The following is an 18,898-nucleotide window of genomic DNA, read 5'->3' on the forward strand; positions in this document are numbered from 1 at the left end:
CTTGTGACAACACGACTCTTCCGACTCCTGGCCCTGCTGCTGATGCTGGCATGTATCATGCCACGCGCGCATGCCGCCGACATGGTCGACATCACCCGTGCCTACATCGAGTCGGGCGAAGAGGGCTACAAGCTGGCCGCCACGTATTCCTTCGAGCTCAATCACGACCTCGATGACGCGGTACAGCATGGCGTACCGCTGTATTTCACGACAGAAATCGAACTGACCCGGCCCCGCTGGTACTGGTTCGATGAAAAAGCCATCGTGGCGCGCCAGACCAGCAAGCTGTCCTACAACGTGCTCACGCGCCAGTATCATGTGTCGGGCGTCGGCTTGCAGCAAAGCTTCCCCACCCTCGACGATGCGCTGTTCCTGATCCGCCGTCCCAGCCGCTGGCTGGTGGCGCGGCGCGGCGAGCTGAAAGTGGGGCAGACGTATAACGTCACCTTGCGCATGGGCATGGACCGCGACTACCTGCCCAAGCCGATACAGGTCAATGCCTTCAATAACAGCGACTGGCGCCTGGCTTCGAATAAAAAAACCTTCTTGTATACGGCGGAGTAGTGAGTCAAGCATTGCGCTATCTGCTGGTGGTGGGCGGCGGCATTGTCAGTATCCTGCTGTTCCTGCTGGCGTCGGCTTCCGACAATTCCGGCTTTTTCGACCGTTACTACACCTGGCTGCTGGGCCTGAACGCGGCTGTCGCCGTGTCGCTGCTGGCGCTGGTGGGCATTTCCCTGGCCCGCCTGTACGCGCGCTACAAGAGCGGCAAGTTCGGCTCCAAGCTGATGACGCGCCTGGTGATGCTGTTCGCCGCCGTCGGCATCCTGCCGGGCCTGGTGATTTTCCTTGTGTCAGTGCAATTTGTTTCCCACTCGATCGAATCCTGGTTCAACGTCAAGATCGAAGCGGCGCTGGAATCGGGGATTGAGCTGGGCCGTGCCGGCCTCGACGCGGCCTTGGTCGAGCTCGACCACCGGGGCCGCAAGGCCGTCGAAGAAATGGGCGCCGACCCGGTGGCCGGCCCGGCCGTGCTGACCAGTCTGCTGCGCGAAGAGGGCATGCAAAATGCCATGCTCGTCAGCGGCGACGGTGTGCTGCTGGCCAGCGCCGGGCCGCACAGCGCGGCCGACTTGCCGACGCCGGCCATGCTGGTGCAGGCGGCCTTGCCGGCCGGCTATGCCTCGGCCGAAGGGGGGCTGGAGTTGCACGATGATGGCGCGGAATCGGGTGGCGGTGGTTTCCGCTCGGGCCTGCCAGCGTCGCTGGAAACGGCGGCCAGCCTGCGCCTGCGCGTGCTGGTAGCCGTGCCGGGACCGTCCGTCTCGCCCCGCTATTTGCAACTGCTGCAATCGGTGCCGCCCAAACTGGCGACGAACGGCGAAGTGCTGCGCGCCGCCTACAGCGAATACAAGGAACGTTTCGTCGCGCGCGTGGGCTTGCGCAAGATGTATATGGAAATTCTCACCCTGACCTTGCTGCTGGCCATCTTTGGCGCCATCGGCAGCGCTTTCCTGATCGCGGGCAACCTGGCCCAGCCCCTGCTGCTGCTGGCCGAAGGCACGCGCGCCGTGGCCGAGGGTGACCTGTCGCCGCGTCCCATCGTTGCCACCAAGGATGAACTGGGCACCTTGACGCAGTCGTTCAATATCATGACGCGCCAGTTGCTCGATGCGCGCACGGCTGTGGAAAGCAACCGCGCCGCCTTGCAAAACGCCAAGGCCCACCTGGAATCGGTGCTGGCGAACATGTCGGCCGGCGTGATGGTGCTCGACGGCGACTTCAAACTGGTGACCTGCAATGAATCGGTCGAGCGCATCCTGCAGCATTCGGGCATGAGCATGGTGGGCCAGCCGCTGGCGCATATTGTTGGAATGGAAGAGTTTGGCGGCGCGATCATCAGCGCCTTCACGGCGCAAAGCGCGCAATCGGCGTCGGGCCGCAACCAGCAGCGATTGCACTGGCAGCGGCAGATCGAGATTCCGCGCCGCCTGGGCAGTAGTGCCGACGAGCATGACATCACCTTGCTGGCGCGCGGCTCGCGCCTGCCGCTGGAGTCCGGCAGCGGCTACATCGTCGTCTTCGATGATATTTCCGACGTGATTTCCGCGCAGCGCTCGATCGCCTGGGGCGAGGTGGCGCGCCGCCTGGCGCATGAAATCAAGAATCCGCTCACGCCGATCCAGCTATCGGCCGAGCGCCTGCAGATGAAGCTCGAAGGCAAGCTGGAGCAAGTCGATGCCGACCTGCTCAACCGTGCCACCACCACCATCGTCAAGCAGGTCGATGCGATGAAGCGCATGGTCGACGACTTCCGCGACTATGCGCGCACGCCGCCGGCCGTGCTCACGCCGCTGCGCCTGAACGAGCTGATCGAGGAAATCCTGAACCTGTACCTGCGCGGCGACGATGGCGACATCATCCACCCGCTGCTGGCGCCGAATCTGCCGATGGTGATGGGCGATCCGACCCAGTTGCGCCAGGTGATCCATAACCTGCTGCAGAATGCGCAGGACGCGATGGCCGACCTGCCGCCGGACTTGCCGCATCCGCGGATTGACGTAAGGACGGAAGCAATTCATTATCGCAGTGCGGACGGCGGCGTGAATATCGCCGTGCGGCTGGCCATCAGCGACAATGGCCCTGGTTTCGCGCCAAAAATCCTGGCACGGGCTTTCGAGCCCTACGTGACCTCGAAGGCGCGCGGCACGGGATTGGGCCTGGCGATGGTCAAGAAAATTATCGATGAACACGGCGGACGCATCGATATCGAGAACCGGGTCGACGGCAATGGCGCTTCGGTGGTCATTTTGCTGTTAAAGTTAGCTCCCGACACTCCTGCCCAGGAATTCCTGGCATGAGGGTCTGGTTTAGTATTTAAAACACTAATAAAATCATAGTTGTCCGCCGTGTGCATCTTGTGCGCGACGGCCGGCGAAATGAGGAAGGCAAGACACGAATGGCAAACATACTCGTAGTGGATGATGAAATGGGTATCCGTGAGTTGCTCTCGGAAATTTTGGGCGACGAAGGACATGCTATCCAGCTGGCCGAAAATGCGCAGCAGGCTCGCGAAGCGCGTGCCGCCGGTGCGCCGGATCTGGTATTGCTGGATATCTGGATGCCCGACACCGATGGCGTCACCTTGCTCAAGGAATGGCAGCGCGACGGCTTGCTGACCATGCCTGTGATCATGATGTCGGGCCACGCCACCATCGATACGGCGGTCGAGGCGACGCGCATCGGCGCCATGAACTTCCTGGAAAAACCGATTGCCCTGCAAAAACTGCTGAAAGCGGTGCAGCAAGGCTTGACGCGGGCACAGGAAACCGTGCGCGCGCCGAGCGTGGCAGCGCGTCCCGTGGCGCCCGTGGTGGCAGAGGAAAGCAGCCATCCCGTGCCCAGCTTTGGCGGCAGCGCGCCGCAACAGCTGATGGTGCGTCCAGGCATCGCCGTCCCGGCGGTGGCAGAAGGCCATGGCTACAATCTGTCGTTCGACTTGCCCCTGCGCGAGGCGCGCGACGCGTTCGAGCGCATGTATTTTGAACACCACCTGGGTCGCGAAGGCGGCAGCATGACCCGCGTGGCGGAAAAAACGGGCCTGGAGCGCACCCATTTGTACCGCAAGCTGAAACAGCTGGGCGTCGAACCGGGCAAGCTGGCCAAGAAAAGCCTGTGACGGCAGCCGTGCGGCGTCCGACGCCGCTGACCCTGGTCAGCGGTGGACGCGCCGCCGAGCGCGAGGCTGCCATCGCGCAAGCCTTGCCGCCGAACCAGCCGGCCGCCGTGATCCTCGAAGGCCTTGCCGATGGCAACGCCATCCTGGCCGACCTGGCCGAGCAAGTTTCCCCTTCTCCATCATTTCCCTTGCAACTGTTGCGCATCGCACCCGGTTGCCTGTGCTGCAGCGGCAATCTCGTATTGCGTGTAACATTGAATCGTCTGCTGCGCCATCCACCCGCGCACTTGTTCATCAGCCTGGCTGACGCCACGCACATCGAACAATTGCGCACCTGGCTCACCGCCAGTCCCTACGATGCCTTGCTGGCGCTGCAAGCGGACATCGTGCTTGCCTGACGATTTTTCGATCGACTTACCGCAGTCGCAGTTTGCATCTCGTTACAACTCTGTAGCCCGCAGGGTGGCCTGGCCGCTTGAAATGGCGGCGTGTGAACCCCACCTCTGTCCTGAAACCGCAGGAGCTTCTCCTGCTTGAGCGAAGGATGCAAAATGAACCTGATCTATAACAGCGAACAATACAGCGTCGTGGAATTCGGCATCGACGGCGACCTGGAAGCCCTGCGCTTTGGCGGCTATGAAATCGTCGACAAGGGGGGCAAACGCGAGACGTTTATCGCCGGCATCCTGGCGCAAAACTTTCGCCGCGACGTCACGGAGCTGATCGCCAGCGAACCCAGCATGGAAGAGATCGATGAATTCCTGGGCAGCTACGATTCCCTCATGAGCCAACCCGTGCTGTTGCACTAGAGTGATGGCCATCGCCGCCATACCAATCCGCCAGATGGCGTGGTATGGTGGCCGTGTTATCCCGCTGCAAACAGACCATGTGCCAACTTCTCGGAATGAATTGCAATGTCCCCACGGACATTGTCTTTAGTTTTACCGGCTTCGCCATGCGCGGCGGCCATACCGATACCCACCATGACGGCTGGGGCATCGCCTTTTTCGAGGGCGCCGGCGTGCGCCATTTCGTCGACCACCAGGCGGCCATCGCCTCGCCCGTGGCCGAACTGATCAAACGCTACCCGATCAAGTCGCGCAATGTCATCGCGCATATCCGCAAGGCCACGCAAGGCCAGGTCGCGCTGGAAAACTGCCACCCCTTCGTGCGCGAACTGTGGGGCCGCTACTGGGTCTTTGCCCACAATGGCGATTTGAAGGAATTCCATCCCGTGCTGACGGGCAGTTACCGCCCCGTCGGCTGTACCGACAGCGAACTGGCTTTCTGCTACCTGCTGCAGGAATTGCACGCGCGCTTTGGCGACGCCCCGCCGGCCTTGCCGCAACTGCATGCAGCCCTGGCGCAGTTGTTGCCCAGCATCGCTGCCCACGGCACGTTCAACATGATGCTGTCGAGCGGCGAGGCGCTGTTTGCCCATTGCTCGACCAGCTTGCACTATCTGGTGCGACAACATCCGTTCCCAACTGCTAAACTCTCCGATGAAGACCTGAGCGTGGACTTTTCCCAAGTGACGACACCGCAGGACAGAGTGGCCGTGATCGTTACCCAGCCGCTGACGACAAATGAGCAATGGACGGCGTTTGCGCCGGGCGAGTTGAAATTATTTGTCGACGGGATGGTGCAAGACACGCCAGTGCCCTAATTTGTTGACGACAATAAACTGGATTGCTGCCAAAATACCCACAGCGCGGGCGGAATTCAGCTAAAGTATTGTCAATAGTGAACCTTGATGCGGGCGCGGCGCGGCCGGTGTCACTCGACGTGATTGATGAAGAGTTAATGATCGATATTTCCAGCAACGACATCACCCCGAAACCCTTGCGCGTGCGCGAGTTTTATCTGGGGCGACAACCTATCCTTGACCGCAATCAAGCCCTGTTTGGCTATGAGTTGCTATTCCGCAACGCTCCGGTCGGCCCCGCCAACATTACCAGCGACCTGTCCGCCACGGCATCCGTCATCGCCCACGCTTCCCAGCTGGGCATGGAAAAGGTCATCGGCGACGCGCTCGGTTTCGTCAACGTCGATGCCGACGTGATCATGAGCGACATCTTCGTCTTCCTGCCGCGTGAAAAAGTCGTGCTGGAAATCGTCGAATCGATGCCCGTCACGCCGGAAGTGCGCGCGCGCATCAGCGAACTGGTGGGCCATGGCTTCACATTTGCGCTGGAAAACGTCGTTTCCGACACGGCGCAAGTGCAGGAACTGCTGCCGCTGGTGCAGTACGTCAAGATGGACATGAGCAAGGTCGACCCGAAAGTGCTGGCGACCCTGGCGCCTCGTTTCAAGCAGGAAAACAAGAAACTGGTGGCGGAAAAGGTCGAGACGCGCGAAGAATTCAAATCGGGCCTGGACCTGGGCTTCGATTACTTCCAGGGCTATTACTTTGCCAAGCCCGCCATCATGACGGGCAAGAAGCTGTCGCCGTCGCAACTGGCCGTCATGGAACTGATGACACTGGTGACGTCCGACGCCGACAACATGGATATCGAGCGCGCCATCAAGCGCGACGTGTCGCTGGCCCTGAACCTGCTGCGCCTGGTCAATACGCCGGCCGTGGGCGCGCGCCAGCGCATCGATTCGCTGAGCCAGGCCGTGACCGTGCTGGGCCGCCGCCAATTGCAGCGCTGGCTGCAAATCATGCTGTACGCGGAACCAAGCAAGCGCGGTCATAGCATGACGCCGCTGCTGATGCTGGCCACCACGCGCGGCCGTTTGCTGGAACTGCTTGCGCATAAACTGCGCCCCAACCACGCCCATTCGGCCGATATCGCCTTTACGGTCGGCATCATGTCCCTGATGGATACCCTGTTCGGCGTGCCGATGTCGGAAATCCTCAGCCAGATCGAAGTCATCGATGAAGTGGCCGAAGCGCTGCTGTCGCGCGAAGGCTTCTACGGCGACCTGCTGCGCCTGGCCGAATGCATCGAGCGCATCGAAGACATGGAAGGCGAGATCGTGCCAACCCTGCGCGACCTGGCCATGTCGCCGGACGACCTGGTGGAGCTGGAAATGGCCGCCTATGAATGGAGCGATAACGTTGTAAGGTATGCGCTGTAGGTCGGATTAGCGCGGCCGCCAGGCCACGCGTAATCCCACAACATTGTTGGCGATGACTGTGGTGTCGGATTACGCGCAAGCGCTAATCCGACCTACGCGACCCGTCCAAAAAACAGCCCTGCACGGCGCCGCCGTGACAGGGCTTTTTTACGCCGCTACGCCGCCGCACCGGGCCAGTGCTTGTGCAGCTCGGGGTCGGTGCGCAATTCCCACAGGGCCAGCACGACGACGGCGATACCGACGATCAGCTCGTTCCACATGACGACGGGCTGATCGGCCAGCCGCAATACCCATGGCGAGGCCGCCACCCACACGCCCACCAGCAGGTTGACGACGACGGCCCAGAAATAGGTCTTGTACAGGTCGAAGGCGGCCAGACCGGCGATCACCAGGCCCGAGACAAAGGCGTTGATCATCTGCGGTGACCCCTCGGGGTAGGAAAAGGCCCAGGGCGAGACGACCAGCCACAGGCCCAGCAACAGGATCACCTGATCCTGCCAGCGTTTCAGTTTGAAGTTGCTTGCCATATTACCTCCTTGCCAATTGAGAACGGGCCGGAGCGGGCATGCAGCATGCCGGCCGGCATACTGCGTTAGTGCGCTGCGGCGCGCGAAAAGTTCCGCGCGCCTTCTCACCGCTTATGACAGATTCGGCGCCAGCCAGCGTTCCACGTCCTCGATGCTGGCGCCACGGCGCTTGGCCATGTCTTCCACCTGGTCCATGCCGATCTTGCCGACGACGAAGTATTTCGACTCCGGGTGGGCAAAATAGAAGCCGGACACGGCCGCGCCGGGGAACATGGCGTACGATTCCGTCAGCTGCATGCCGATTTCCTCGGCCTGCATGATCTCGAACATCTGTTTCTTGACCGTGTGCTCGGGGCAGGCCGGGTAGCCTGGCGCCGGGCGGATGCCGACATATTTCTCGGCGATCATGTCGTCGTTGCCCAGGTGCTCGTCCGGCACATAGCCCCACAAATCCTTGCGCACGCGCTCGTGCAGGTATTCGGCGAATGCTTCGGCCAGGCGGTCGGCCAGCGATTTGAGCATGATGGACGAGTAATCGTCGTGCGCATCCTCGAAGCGTTTTTCGTATTTCTCAATGCCGAGGCCGGACGTGACGGCGAACATGCCGATGTAATCCTTCACGCCCGATGCCTTCGGTGCGATGAAGTCGGCCAGGCACTGGTTTGGACGCTGCACGCCGTCGACCACGGGTTTGACGCCCTGCTGGCGCATGCCGTAGTAGGTGAACGCCACGCTACTGCGCGTATCGTCCGTGTACACCTCGATATCGTCGTCATTGACGCTGTTGGCCGGCAGCAAGGACACGACGCCATTGGCCGTCAGCCAGCGTCCGTCGATGAGTTTTTTCAGCAAGGCCTGGCCTTCCGCGTACACCTTGGTGGCCGCGTCGCCCACCACTTCATCCGTCAAAATGGCGGGGAAGGGGCCGGCCAGGTCCCAGGTCTGGAAGAACGGGCCCCAGTCGATATAGTTGGCCAGCGTTGCCAGGTCGACATTTTTAAACAGGCGGCGGCCGATGAACTTCGGTTTCACGGGCGTGCAGGGGCCGTCGAAGGGCACGACCATCTTGTTGGCGCGGGCCTGCGCCAGCGGCAGGATGGGCAGGGCCTTCTTGTTGGCGTGCTGTTCGCGGATGCGCGCGTAGTCGAGCTCGATGTCTTCCACGTACTTGTCGCGCTGCTCCGGCGTCAAGAGCGACTGCGCCACGGACACGGAACGCGAGGCGTCCGGCACGTAGATCACGGGGCCTTCGTAGTTATGCGCGATTTTCACTGCCGTGTGGGCGCGGCTGGTGGTGGCGCCGCCGATCAGCAGGGGAATCTTGAGCATGCGGAAGTGTTCGTCGCGCTGCATTTCCTTGGCGACATAGGCCATTTCTTCCAGGGACGGCGTGATCAGGCCGGACAGACCGATGATGTCGGCGTTTTCCACCTTGGCGCGCGCGAGGATTTCCGAGCACGGCACCATCACGCCCATGTTCACCACTTCGAAGTTATTGCATTGCAAGACTACCGTGACGATATTCTTGCCGATGTCATGCACGTCGCCTTTCACGGTCGCCATGATGATCTTGCCCTTCGGCTTGGCCACGATGCCCGTGCGTTTTTCTTCCAGCAGCTTTTCTTCCTCGATAAACGGAATCAAGTGAGCCACAGCCTGTTTCATCACGCGTGCCGATTTCACCACTTGCGGCAGGAACATTTTGCCTTGGCCAAACAGGTCGCCGACCACGTCCATGCCCGCCATCAAGGGGCCCTCGATCACGTGGATCGGGCGCCCGCCATTGTGCAGCAGCTCCTGGCGCGCTTCTTCCGTGTCTTCCACGATGAATTGCGTAATGCCGTGCACCAGCGCATGCGACAGGCGCGCCTGCACCGTGCCTTCGCGCCAGGCCAGGGTTTGCGCCTCGGCCTTGCCGCCCGCCTTCAGGGTGCCGGCAAACTCGATCATGCGTTCGGTCGAGTCTTCGCGGCGGTTCAGCACCACGTCTTCCACGCGCTCGCGCAATTCCGGGTCCAGGTTGTCGTACACGCCCACCATGCCGGCGTTGACGATGCCCATGGTCATGCCGGCCTTGATGGCGTGGTACAGGAAGACGGTATGGATGGCTTCGCGGGCGGGATCGTTGCCGCGGAAACTGAAGGACACGTTCGACACGCCGCCCGAGATCTTCGCGTACGGCAAGTTTTCCTTGATCCAGCGCGTGGCGTTGATGAAGTCGACGGCGTAGTTGTTGTGCTCTTCGATGCCGGTGGCGACGGCAAAGATGTTCGGGTCGAAAATGATGTCTTCCGGCGGGAAGTCCAGCGCGTCGATCAGCAGGTGATACGCGCGCGCGCAAATCTCGATCTTGCGCTCGAAGGTATCGGCCTGGCCCTTCTCATCGAAGGCCATGACGATCACGGCCGCGCCGTAGCGGCGGCACAGTTTCGCCTGGCGCAGGAATTCCTCTTCGCCTTCCTTCATGGAAATCGAGTTGACGATGGCCTTGCCCTGCACGCATTTCAGGCCCGCTTCGATGACCGACCATTTCGACGAGTCGACCATGATGGGCACGCGCGAAATATCGGGTTCCGAGGCGATCAGGTTCAAAAAGCGCGTCATGGCGGCCAGCGAATCGAGCATCGCTTCATCCATGTTGATGTCGATCACTTGCGCGCCGTTTTCCACCTGCTGGCGGGCAACCGACAACGCTTCGTCGTATTGCTCGTTGAGAATCATGCGCGCGAACGCTTTCGAGCCCGTGACGTTGGTGCGCTCGCCCACGTTGACGAACAGCGACTCGTCATTGACGACGAACGGTTCCAGGCCGGCCAGGCGCAAGTCGTGCGATGGGGCCGGCACGGTGCGCGGGGTATTTTTCGACAGCAACTCGCCGATGGCGGCGATGTGCTCAGGCGTGGTGCCGCAGCAGCCGCCCGCCATGTTCAAAAAGCCCGCGTCGGCAAATTCGCGCAGCAGGGCGGACGTGTCGGCTGGCAACTCGTCAAAGCCCGTGTCGCTCATGGGGTTGGGCAAGCCCGCGTTCGGGTAGATGCAGACGAAAGTGTCGGCGATCTTGGCCAGCTCTTCCGCGTACGGACGCATCAGGGCGGCGCCCAGGGCGCAGTTCAGGCCGATGGTCAGCGGTTTTGCGTGGCGCACGGAATTCCAGAAGGCGGGCACGGTCTGGCCCGACAGGATGCGTCCCGACGCGTCCGTGACGGTGCCGGAAATCATCAAGGGCAGGCGCACGACGGTCGGGTTTTGCTCGTAGAACAGGTCGATGGCGAACAGGGCCGCCTTGCAGTTCAGAGTATCGAAGATGGTTTCCACCAGCAGCACGTCGGCGCCGCCCTCCACCAGGCCCTGCGTCTGCTGCAGGTAGGCGGCCACCAGCTGGTCGAAACTGACGTTGCGCGCGGCCGGGTCGTTGACGTCGGGCGAGATCGACGCCGTCTTCGGCGTGGGCCCGAGGGCGCCGGCGACGAAGCGCGGCTTGTCCGGGGTGGAATATTTATCGCAGGCGGCGCGCGCCAGTTTTGCCGCCTGCACGTTCATTTCATAGGCCAGGTGGGCCATGTGGTAATCGTCTTGCGCGATGGTCGTGGCGCCGAAGGTATTCGTTTCGATCAGGTCGGCGCCGGCCGCCAGGTAGCGCTCGTGGATTTCCTGGATGATGTGCGGCTGCGTCAGGGTCAGCAATTCATTATTGCCCTTGACGAACAGTTCGCGCGCGCCACTGTCGGCCGGCGCGGTGAAATCGATGAAGCGGCCGGCGGGGCCGCCACGGTACGCTTCTTCGTCGAGCTTGTATTGCTGGATGATCGTGCCCATCGCGCCGTCGAGAATCATGATCCGTCGCGCAAGAATGGCGCGCAAGGTGGCTTCGGTCGGGGACATGGCGGGGATCACGGTATCGTTCATTTCATGCTTTCAATAGGCAAACGGGCGGCGGCGCGGCGACAAGACAGGTACGAGGCGGATGCGGCCAGCAGGATCAGCTGACGGAGAGTGCCGGCCGGGTAGGGCAGGCAGAAGGTGGCAATCGCCTGATTTCACCGGGTCTAAAATTATACGGCATCAGGCTGCTTTGGTTTTAAGCAAAAGCGGCCGTTCGCCCCACGGCAGGCGTGGTTGCAACACATTGCAACACATCGCCCTCCGCCACGCCAGCTTCTGAAAATGACATTCCTGAAAATCTTACTCAAAACGTTAATTTTTCCGCCAAAGTTGGCAGGGAGATACTGCTCTCTAGGCTGTGGAAAAATTTCCACATTATTTGCGCCATATCAGCATATTTTTAATGAACCGAATAGCAATAGCTGCAAAGGAAAGTAATTTCGATTTAAGCCAATGCAGAGTGAAGCCAATAATGCTCAAAATAAAATTTGCCAAGAAGATATTTTAATTATTATCAAAACCAATTGAATCAAAAGCATTAATAGTTGTCTTTAGGAATCGAATTAACCCATAATATTGGTTCTTCGAAATTAAATTCTCACCAAAAGTCACCAATATGTCACATTTATCTCGTGTCCTCCCCGGCATCGCGCTGCATCAACATGGTTGCCAGCCATGAAAAACCATTTGCTTGTAGCATTGTTTGTCATGCTGGGCCTGTCCGCCTGCGGCGGCGGGGGCGGTGGTGGTGGCGACACGGTGGTGGCGACCACCTCGGGTACGCCCGTCCTGATTCCCGCCGTGACGGCCGTCTCGGCGGCGAATGTCGCCATCGGTGGCAGCCTGGTGGTGACGGGCACGAATCTGAGCCGTGTGACGGCTTTCCAGGTGGGTGGCGTGAACGTTGCCGCCAGTGCCAGCAGCGACACCAGCGTGACTCTGGCCATGCCGGGCGTGCCCGTCACGGGCGCCTTGAGCCTGGTCAGCGCCAGCGGCACGGCGGCCACCAGCTATAACGTCACTGTGTACCTGCCATTGAGCGTGGGCAGCGTCGCACCGGCGACGGGCGGTGTCGGTTCCAGCGTGACGATCACGGGCGCCGGCATGGGCGCCGTGACGGCGGTACAGTTTGGCAATGGCGCGGCGGCAACGCCGCAAAGCCAGACGGCCAGCAGCGTGACGGTGCTGGTGCCTGCGGGCGCCGCGACTGGCGCACTGACGGTGCGCGGTCCCTACAACGATGTCGCCAGCGGCGACGCGTACACGGTCCTGGCCAGCGTGGCGGTGACGTCGATCTCGTCGGTCGTCAACGGCACGACCTTGTCGGTGACGCTGCAGGGCAGCAATCTCGATCAGGTCAGCTCGGCTTCGGTGGGCAATACGCCTGCCGTCATCGTCAGCGCCAGCGCCAGCCAGCTGCTGCTGTCCGCGCCAGCCTCGGCAACGGGCAACGTGATGCTGTCGGCCGCGTCGCGCATCGCCGTGAATGCGGGCACGGTGTCGGCCTTTACCCTGGGCAGCATTGATTTCGCGCAAGTACTGAATTTGAACGCCAGCAATACAGCCTTGCGCCTGACGCGCGGCAAGCCGGCCGCCGTGCGCGTGTCCGTGCTGGGCGCGCAAGTGGGCCAGACCAGCCCGGCTGTCACCTTGAATGCGACGGCCGCCAATGGCAGCAATCTGGGCAGCATCGCGATGACGGGGCCGGCGCTCTTGCCGGCGACGAAGAACGATGACAGTTTCAACGGCAATTTCAGTGCCGTCCTGCCTTCCGGCTGGATCTTGCCCGGCGTGCGCGTGCGCGTGACGGCCGTCGGCAATGACGGCGTGCAAGTGAGCCAGGAAGCGGCGCCTGCGGTGGCCAGCCTGGCCAAAATTCGTCTGGTGCTCGTGCCCTTGAGCACCGATGATGGCGTGGCGCAACTGCCTGACGCCGAGGTGATCCGCGCCGCGCTGCTGCGCGTGTATCCGTATGCGACGGAAAATATCAGCATCACGACGCGCACTGCGCTGAGCATGCCGGGCAGCAGCACGGCCGACAGCTGGTGGAGCGATGCCCTGGGCAAGCTGGAAAACCAGCGCGCGCTGGAAGACAGCGGCGCCTATTATTATGGTTTCGTGCCGAAGATGTCCGTCAACAACGCCGCCGGCCTCGCCTATATCAACCAGCGCAGCAGCGGCAGCGACTTCACGTCGGCCATCGGCCTCGATGCCAGTTCCAACCGCATCGCAGCGGTCGACCCCTTCGGCAATCAATGGCCTCTATGGCTGACCACGCTCGTGCATGAGCTGGGCCACAACCACTCGCTGCAGCACGTAGCCTGCGGCGGTCCAGCCAATGCGGCTCCCGACTACCCGTATGCCAATGGCGATCTGGGTCCGCAAGCGCTGTACAACAGCAACTACGCGGGCAGCATCGGCCAGCTGAGCAAGGCGGTCTACGGCAGCACGCCGATGAAGGACGTGATGAGCTATTGCAGCGGCGCCTGGTTCTCCGACTACAGCTATGCGCGGGTGCAGCAATTCCTGGAAAAACGCAGCACGCAGATTACGGGCAGCAATGTGCTGGCCGCCAGCATGTCCGTGGCCGAGAATGGCTATCTGACGATTTCCGGCCGCATCACGCCATCGGGCGTGGGTCTGCGTCCTGCCGTTGCTTCGTCGGTGCGCATCGGCGTCGCTGCCAGTGGCAGCGGCCATGCTTATACCTTGCGCGTGCTGACGGCGTCGGGGCAGACTATCGACTTGCCCTTCGATGCCGTCTCCGTGGCCGACCATGGCGGTAACGCCATGAGCCATTTCCGCGTCAGCTTCGCCAACCCGGGCGACATCAGCGACGTGCAAGTGCTGCAAAACGGCAAGGCTTTAGCCAAGCTGGAGCGCCCGGCGCGCCGCAGCAAGGTCGCCGCCAACGATGCCACGTTCGATGCGACACAAAGCGGCGGCAAGCTGGCGCTGGTCTGGAATGCCCAGTCGGAACCGTATGCCGCCGTGCTGTACGTGGCCGCCGATGGCCGCAAGACGGTGGTCGCCACTGACTTGACGGGTGGCAAAGCCAGCGTCGACGTGAGCGCCTTGCCGGCCGGCGGCCGTTTCGAGGTCAGCCTGTCGTCGTCCGTGGGCGCACGCCTGATGAAGGTGCAGCGCCGCTAAGCCAGGGCGTTGGATGCAACAAGGGCTTGCCGCGGCAAGCCCTTTTTTATGCGCGCGCATTCGTGCGCAAACTGCACAAATCCTGTGCCGCGCGCAGGCTGCCATTTCTCATCCCGCCTGCCTAGAATGGGACTTCATTCACTTGCGGAGCATCCCATGCCCATCCTGAACCTGCGTTTGTCCACCGCGCCCGATGCGCGCCAGTCGGCCGCCATCGCCGCCACCCTGAGCCAATTGACGGCGCAGCTGCTGCACAAGGCGCCCGAACTGACGTCGGTGGCGATCAGCCATCTTGACGCGGCGCACTGGTTTGTCGGCGGGCCATCCTTGCAAGCGCAAGGCAAGGCCAGTTTTTTCCTCGATATCCTGATCAGCGATGAAACGAATACGGCCGCCGAAAAGGCCGCGTATATCGCCGCCGTGTTCGCCGCCATGGAGGAGTATCTCGGCGCCTTGCATGAGGTCAGCTACATCCACGTGCATGACGCGCGCCAGGCGGCCTGGGGCTACGGCGGCTTGACGCAGCAGTTCCGCGCCGTGCGCAAGGCGCTGCAGCAGCCGTGATCAATCCCAGCGGCGATCTTGATAGTGTTGCACGGCAAAATCGATGAAGGCTCTGACCTTCGGCGACAGCTGGCGGCTGTGCGGATACAGCGCGTACAGGGTGCGTGGGTGCAAGGTGTAGCCGGGTAGCACTTCCACCAGCTGGCCGCTGCGCAGCGCGTCGCGCACGATGAAGGCGGCCGCGCCGGCAATCCCCATGCCGCCCACGGCCGCTTCGCGCAAGGCAACGCTGGTATTGGCTTGCAGGCTGCCGCGCACGGCCACCTTGTGCGCGGCGCCGTCGCTATCCGTGAACGACCACTCCGCCGGCTTGTCGCCGGAGGTGTACATCAGGCAATTGTGCTGCGCCAGGTCTTGCGGCGTGGCCGGATGGCCATGGCGCGCCAGGTAGGCGGGCGCGGCGACGGCCACCGTGCGGCTGCTGGCCAGCTGGCGCGCCACCAAGGTGGAATCGGGCAAGCCGCGCGCCAGGCGCAGCGCCACGTCGAAGCCATCGTCGATCAGGTCGACGATGCGGTCATTGCAGACGAGGTCGATGTGGATGTGCGGGTATAGGCGGGAAAAATCGGGCAGCCAGGCGGCCAGTTCCAGGGTGCCGAAAGCCATCGGCGCATTGATGCGCAAGCTGCCGGACGGCTGCGCCTGGTGCATGGCGACGGCGCGGTCGGCCGCGTCGAGGGCGTCGAGGATGTCGCGGCTGGCCAGATAGTATTCCTGGCCGGCGGCCGTCAGGGCGAAGCGGCGCGTCGTGCGGTTGAGCAGCTGGGCGCCCAGCTGGCTTTCCAGCTGGCGGATCTGGCGCGAGACGATGGAGTGGGATATGCCCAGCGCGCTGCCAGCGGCCGTGAAGCTGCCCAGTTCCACGACGCGGCGCAGGGCGCGCAGGGCGGTCAGCTGGTCCATGGGCACGTGCCGGTTTAAACGAAGCGCTTGCCTTCGAGTGGGAAGCCCTTGATGAATTCGGCCGCAGGCAGGCGCTTGCCGCCCGGTTTTTGCAGTTCCGTCAGGCGCAGGGAGCCATTGCCGCAAGCGACGACGATGCCGTGCTGGGCGTCTGCCGCCAGCACCTGGCCGGGCGCTTCCTTGCTGTCCGCTTCGATTACCTCGGCGGCCCAGATCTTGACGGTGGTGCCATCGACCTGGCCGCAGGCACCGGGAAACGGATTGAAGGCGCGGATTTTCAGGCCCAGTTCCAGCGCCGGCAAGCTGAAATCGAGCGCCGCTTCTTCCTTGGCGATTTTTGCCGCATAGGTCACGCCCGCCTCCGGCTGAGGCACGGCTTCGAGCGGTTGCTGCTGCATCTTGCGCAGGGTTTCGACGATCATCTTGCCGCCCAGGGTGGCCAGCTTGTCGTGCAGGCTGGCGGTGGAGTCGCCCGCTTCGATGGGTGTGCGCTCGATGGCCAGCATGGGGCCCGTATCGAGGCCTTCTTCCATCTGCATGATGGTCACGCCCGTTTCATCGTCACCGGCTTCGATGGCGCGGTGAATCGGTGCGGCGCCGCGCCAGCGCGGCAGCAAGGAACCGTGGATATTGATGCAGGGTTTGAGGTCGAGCGTGCTGCGCGGCAAGATCAAGCCATAGGCGGCCACCACCATGACATCGTAGTCCGTGGCCAGCAGGCGCTCGTGGGCCGCCTTCGCTTCGGCGGCGCGCTGCGGGTCCTTGCTGTCCATGCGCAAGGACAGCGGCTGCAGCACCTCGATGCCGTGCTGCTGTGCGTACTGCTTGACGGCCGAGGCGTGCAATTGCATGCCGCGCCCGGCAGGGCGGTCGGGCTGGGTCAGCACCAGCGGAATCTCGAATCCCGCTTCGTGCAAGTCTTTCAGGGCCGTGGCGGCGAATTCAGGCGTGCCTGCGAAGATCACTTTCATATGGTTCCTTGACGTGAGGTGCGCAGGCCCGCGCCCGAGGGCGCCAGGCTGGCGTGGTAAGACGATTACTGTTGCTGCTTAGTCTATCAGCAGTAGCTTAGAAGCGGCGGTTCTGTGCACGCAAGCTCGCTTCGCGCTCGAGACCACGGATTTCCTTGATCATCTTGGTCTTGATGCGGTTGCGCTTGAGCGGCGACAGGTATTCGACGAATACCTTGCCCAGCAAGTGATCCATCTCATGCTGGATGCAGACGGCCAGCAAGCCATCGGCTTCCAGTTCGAACTGCTTGCCGTGGCGGTCCTGGGCGCGCACCTTGATGCGGGCCGGGCGCTCGACACCGTCGTAGACGCCAGGCACGGACAGACAGCCTTCGTCGTAGACTTGCTTTTCCTCGCTGGCCCAGGTGATTTCCGGGTTGACGAACACTTGCAGCTGGTTTTTCTCTTCGGTGGTGTCGATCACCATCATCTGGATGTGTTCGTCCACTTGCGACGCGGCCAGGCCAACGCCAGGGGCGTCGTACATGGTTTCAGCCATGTCATCGATCAGGGTTTGCAGGCGCGCGTCAAATTCGGTGACGGGCTTGGCGACCGTGTGCAGGCGCGGATCGGGGTAACGCAGAATATTTAATATGGACATACGGATTCGACTGGTTAAGGTGGGCGCCGGTGCGCCGGATTATTCATGCCTGGGCCATGCGAACGATGGCAGGGCTATTTTATTTTTGAGTACGCTACGGTTGGGCGCGTGTGGCGCAACGGCGCGGCAGATGCGTTTGCCAGTGCGCTATTCGTTTGCTGCAAAGGGAAATTTTATCACAGACGCCCCTTTCCCTGTGGACGGTGGGCCGTTTGCATGGCCATTGCACGCATTGTTGCGCGCGTCGGTATCGCGTGCGCGCCATGGCGCTAGCATGGAATGGCACCGTACACAGCGAGGTTGTCATGCATGCAATTGCAACGACGGCAGACACGGCCACGGAACTGGCGGGCTGGCTGCGCCTGCAGCACCTGCCCGGCGTGGGTCCCGTGGCGGCGCGCGCCTTGCTGGCCCGCTTCGGCTTGCCGCCGGCCATCTTCGCCGCATCGTTCGAGGCCTTGCGCGAAGTGGTGCCGGCCAGCGTGGCGCGCGCCATCGCGCAGCCGCCCAAGCCGGTGGCCAACAGCCAGCTCGAACTCACCCTGCAATGGCTGCAGCGGCCCGGCAACGCCGTGCTGACCCTGGCCGATGCCGCGTATCCCCAGTTGCTGCTGGAAATCGCCGATCCGCCGCTCTTGTTATATGTGCGGGGGCGGGCGGAACTGCTGTCGCGTCCCGGCGTGGCCATCATCGGCAGCCGCAATGCCAGCGCGCAAGGCATGCAGAATGCGGCCGCCTTCGCGCAAGCCCTCAGCGCGGCAGGCTTGACCATCATTTCCGGGCTGGCGCTGGGCATCGACACGCACGCGCACGAGGGCGGTTTGCGCGGCGCGGGCGCCACGGTGGCCGTGATCGGCACGGGCGCCGATCTGGTGTATCCGCGACGTAACCTTGATCTGGCGCAAAGAATCGCCGAACAAGGCTGCATCGTCAGCGAGTATGCGCTGGGTTTGCCGGCCATGCCAGGTAACTTCCCGCGCCGCAATCGCCTGATCAGCGGCCTGGCGCGCGGCGTGCTGGTGATCGAGGCGGCCGCGCAATCGGGTTCATTGATCACGGCGCGCCTGGCTGGCGAGCAGGGGCGCGACGTATATGCCTTGCCCGGTTCCATCCATGCGACGTTGGCCAAGGGTTGCCATGCACTCATCAAGCAGGGCGCCAAGCTGGTCGAGTCGGCCGATGACGTGCTGCAGGAACTGCAATGGCTGGGCGGCGTTCCCCACGTGCCGCCAACGGTGGAAGACGAACCGCCGCTGCTGGCCGCGCTGGGCCACGATCCGCTCGATGCCGATACCCTGGCCGCGCGCAGCGGTCTGGCCATGGGCGCGCTGATGGGCGAATTGCTGGCGCTGGAGCTGGCGGGCCGGGTGGAACGCTTGCCGGGAGGACTGTTTCAACGCTGCAAATGACAGCTAGGCACTTGTGTGGCGGCCTTGCCGCACGGGGGCGCTTTGTCTGTGCACACCCTTGTGTCTTAGCGAACTTAGCTGCTAGA

At 62.5% G+C, this 18,898-nt stretch carries 15 protein-coding genes; 10 read left to right on the plus strand and 5 right to left on the minus strand.

The features are described 5' to 3' along the window. Positions 1-57 precede the first annotated feature (57 nt). The 7 genes from P9875_RS04830 to P9875_RS04860 all read left to right on the plus strand — a co-directional run bounded on the left by P9875_RS04830 (position 58) and on the right by P9875_RS04860 (position 6,763). Positions 58-564 (plus strand): DUF4390 domain-containing protein, encoded by a 507-nt coding sequence (locus P9875_RS04830; protein WP_225243733.1) that lies wholly within the window; start codon positions 58-60, stop codon positions 562-564. Beyond that, a complete protein-coding gene (locus P9875_RS04835; protein WP_278317718.1) occupies positions 564-2,861 on the plus strand; it encodes a sensor histidine kinase in 2,298 nt (765 codons plus the stop codon). Before P9875_RS04830 ends, P9875_RS04835 begins: the two co-directional genes overlap by 1 nt. Positions 2,862-2,959: 98 nt before the next feature. Then, positions 2,960-3,679 carry a response regulator gene (locus P9875_RS04840; protein WP_035824525.1) on the plus strand — a complete coding sequence of 240 codons (720 nt, stop codon included), beginning with the start codon at positions 2,960-2,962 and terminating at the stop codon, positions 3,677-3,679. After that, a complete protein-coding gene (locus P9875_RS04845; RefSeq protein ID WP_278317719.1) occupies positions 3,676-4,077 on the plus strand; it encodes a GTPase in 402 nt (133 codons plus the stop codon). The genes P9875_RS04840 and P9875_RS04845 overlap by 4 nt, the downstream gene beginning before the upstream one ends. 153 nt (positions 4,078-4,230) lie before the next feature. After that, positions 4,231-4,488, plus strand: coding sequence for a BTH_I0359 family protein (locus P9875_RS04850; RefSeq protein ID WP_035824528.1), 258 nt, complete (start codon positions 4,231-4,233; stop codon positions 4,486-4,488). A gap of 77 nt (positions 4,489-4,565) precedes the next feature. Next, a complete protein-coding gene (locus P9875_RS04855; protein ID WP_099403398.1) occupies positions 4,566-5,345 on the plus strand; it encodes a class II glutamine amidotransferase in 780 nt (259 codons plus the stop codon). 137 nt (positions 5,346-5,482) lie between these two features. Then, the gene (locus P9875_RS04860) at positions 5,483-6,763 is read left to right on the plus strand and encodes an EAL and HDOD domain-containing protein (protein WP_219311899.1); all 1,281 of its coding nucleotides are present in this window, start codon (positions 5,483-5,485) and stop codon (positions 6,761-6,763) included. A 155-nt stretch (positions 6,764-6,918) separates the two neighbouring features. Here P9875_RS04860 and P9875_RS04865 read toward each other — a convergent pair whose 3' ends face one another. Continuing rightward, positions 6,919-7,290 carry an SPW repeat protein gene (locus P9875_RS04865; protein ID WP_099403347.1) on the minus strand — a complete coding sequence of 124 codons (372 nt, stop codon included), beginning with the start codon at positions 7,288-7,290 and terminating at the stop codon, positions 6,919-6,921. A 111-nt stretch (positions 7,291-7,401) separates the two neighbouring features. After that, on the minus strand, positions 7,402-11,172 hold the full coding sequence (gene metH, locus P9875_RS04870; protein WP_423221845.1) for a methionine synthase: 3,771 nt from the start codon (positions 11,170-11,172) through the stop codon (positions 7,402-7,404). Between the two features lie 687 nt (positions 11,173-11,859). Here metH and P9875_RS04875 point away from each other — a divergent pair. Then, entirely contained in the window at positions 11,860-14,325 is a 2,466-nt protein-coding gene (locus tag P9875_RS04875; RefSeq protein ID WP_278317721.1) for an IPT/TIG domain-containing protein, read from the plus strand. A gap of 156 nt (positions 14,326-14,481) precedes the next feature. Continuing rightward, complete coding sequence (locus P9875_RS04880; protein WP_278317722.1) at positions 14,482-14,889, plus strand: tautomerase family protein; 408 nt, start codon at positions 14,482-14,484, stop codon at positions 14,887-14,889. On the opposite strand, the gene P9875_RS04885 is transcribed toward P9875_RS04880, so the two are convergent. The 3 genes from P9875_RS04885 to def all read right to left on the minus strand — a co-directional run bounded on the left by P9875_RS04885 (position 14,890) and on the right by def (position 17,403). After that, positions 14,890-15,792 carry a LysR family transcriptional regulator gene (locus P9875_RS04885; protein WP_278317723.1) on the minus strand — a complete coding sequence of 301 codons (903 nt, stop codon included), beginning with the start codon at positions 15,790-15,792 and terminating at the stop codon, positions 14,890-14,892. It lies immediately after the preceding gene. Between the two features lie 14 nt (positions 15,793-15,806). Next, positions 15,807-16,763 (minus strand): methionyl-tRNA formyltransferase, encoded by a 957-nt coding sequence (fmt, locus tag P9875_RS04890; RefSeq protein WP_278317724.1) that lies wholly within the window; start codon positions 16,761-16,763, stop codon positions 15,807-15,809. 97 nt (positions 16,764-16,860) lie between these two features. Continuing rightward, positions 16,861-17,403 carry a peptide deformylase gene (gene def, locus P9875_RS04895; protein WP_099403342.1) on the minus strand — a complete coding sequence of 181 codons (543 nt, stop codon included), beginning with the start codon at positions 17,401-17,403 and terminating at the stop codon, positions 16,861-16,863. A 305-nt stretch (positions 17,404-17,708) separates the two neighbouring features. Between def and dprA the strand changes: the two genes are divergently transcribed. Further along, on the plus strand, positions 17,709-18,812 hold the full coding sequence (dprA, locus tag P9875_RS04900) for a DNA-processing protein DprA (protein WP_278317725.1): 1,104 nt from the start codon (positions 17,709-17,711) through the stop codon (positions 18,810-18,812). The last annotated feature ends 86 nt before the right edge of the window (positions 18,813-18,898 follow it).

This window comes from Janthinobacterium rivuli, from assembly GCF_029690045.1.
Classification (GTDB): Bacteria; Pseudomonadota; Gammaproteobacteria; order Burkholderiales; family Burkholderiaceae_D; genus Janthinobacterium; species Janthinobacterium rivuli.

Bases quoted from the DNA above. Each gene is read 5' to 3' on its own strand.
- P9875_RS04830 (WP_225243733.1), top strand. From the start codon at position 58: ATGCCACGCGCGCATGCCGCCGACATGGTCGACATCACCCGTGCCTAC.
- P9875_RS04840 (WP_035824525.1), top strand. From the start codon at position 2,960: ATGGCAAACATACTCGTAGTGGATGATGAAATGGGTATCCGTGAGTTG.
- P9875_RS04850 (WP_035824528.1), top strand. From the start codon at position 4,231: ATGAACCTGATCTATAACAGCGAACAATACAGCGTCGTGGAATTCGGC.
- P9875_RS04855 (WP_099403398.1), top strand. From the start codon at position 4,566: ATGTGCCAACTTCTCGGAATGAATTGCAATGTCCCCACGGACATTGTC.
- P9875_RS04860 (WP_219311899.1), top strand. From the start codon at position 5,483: ATGATCGATATTTCCAGCAACGACATCACCCCGAAACCCTTGCGCGTG.
- P9875_RS04865 (WP_099403347.1), bottom strand. From the start codon at position 7,290: ATGGCAAGCAACTTCAAACTGAAACGCTGGCAGGATCAGGTGATCCTG.
- metH (WP_423221845.1), bottom strand. From the start codon at position 11,172: ATGTCCCCGACCGAAGCCACCTTGCGCGCCATTCTTGCGCGACGGATC.
- P9875_RS04880 (WP_278317722.1), top strand. From the start codon at position 14,482: ATGCCCATCCTGAACCTGCGTTTGTCCACCGCGCCCGATGCGCGCCAG.
- P9875_RS04885 (WP_278317723.1), bottom strand. From the start codon at position 15,792: ATGGACCAGCTGACCGCCCTGCGCGCCCTGCGCCGCGTCGTGGAACTG.
- fmt (WP_278317724.1), bottom strand. From the start codon at position 16,763: ATGAAAGTGATCTTCGCAGGCACGCCTGAATTCGCCGCCACGGCCCTG.
- def (WP_099403342.1), bottom strand. From the start codon at position 17,403: ATGTCCATATTAAATATTCTGCGTTACCCCGATCCGCGCCTGCACACG.
- dprA (WP_278317725.1), top strand. From the start codon at position 17,709: ATGCATGCAATTGCAACGACGGCAGACACGGCCACGGAACTGGCGGGC.